1 protein-coding gene is annotated in these 830 nt (G+C 41.9%); it reads right to left on the minus strand.

Annotation, left to right across the window (positions count from 1 at the left end):
• Positions 1 to 812 (minus strand): pilus assembly protein (locus tag R7Q48_RS26160; protein ID WP_318133101.1); only part of this gene is annotated, 812 nt, incomplete at its 3' end.
• Positions 813 to 830 lie beyond the last annotated feature (18 nt).

Here is an 830-nt window from a genome sequence, read left to right on the forward strand (position 1 = left end):
TTATCAGTCAGAGGGATATCCTGCGACTTATTATAATCACTAGCATAGTGCGGCTTTTGCTCTACTACAGACTTATCAAACATCTTATCGACGATGCTTTCAAATGACGCTTCAGTGTGAGAAAACTCACTTGCATAATCGTATAACTTCACTCGACCAGCGCCTTTATCGAACTTTGCGTTGTAGGCGTTATAAGTTAAAAGCGCAACTCGACTTTTCTTATCCGGACCGGTTTTGAAGTTCTCCAACTCTTTAACGACTCTGGTAATCGTATCTTTTACGACCTGCATTTGAGTCTTGTTTCTTTCACCATACCATGGGTTACTCATCGATTGACTGGTATCCAATATGAAGTAGATATCAACGGGCTGAGGTAGGTATTTTCTCGTAATCGAGTCACCAGAGACCTTGAACTTGGGTTCTACACCAATTTCGTTGTGTGAGATCCACGAGTCATGCTCCGCAGTCGCGACAACGGTGAAGTCAGCAAATGGTGATAGCTCATTATTCCGTTGAACACAGCCATCTTTGTATTCACACTTTTTGGTGGATACGCTGATCTCGATATCGCTGATGTTGTCAGTAATGTATAAATCAACAATTCTCTGCGCATAGTCCTGGTCGTCTTTATTGTCTTTACCAGGGCTTGCGATCAAAGCAAGACTTGCTACTTCCGCCGCTTCTTCGATTTTTGAGTGCGCAAGTAAACGTTGTGTGTAACCGACAGAAAATGAGAAAGTGATGATTAATATAGGGAGAAACGAAACAAATATGATTCCAGCCACTCCTTTCTGCTTAGTGAAGCCCTTCATATTAAATCCTTGCAAATG

The organism is Vibrio sp. 378, assembly GCF_033339435.1.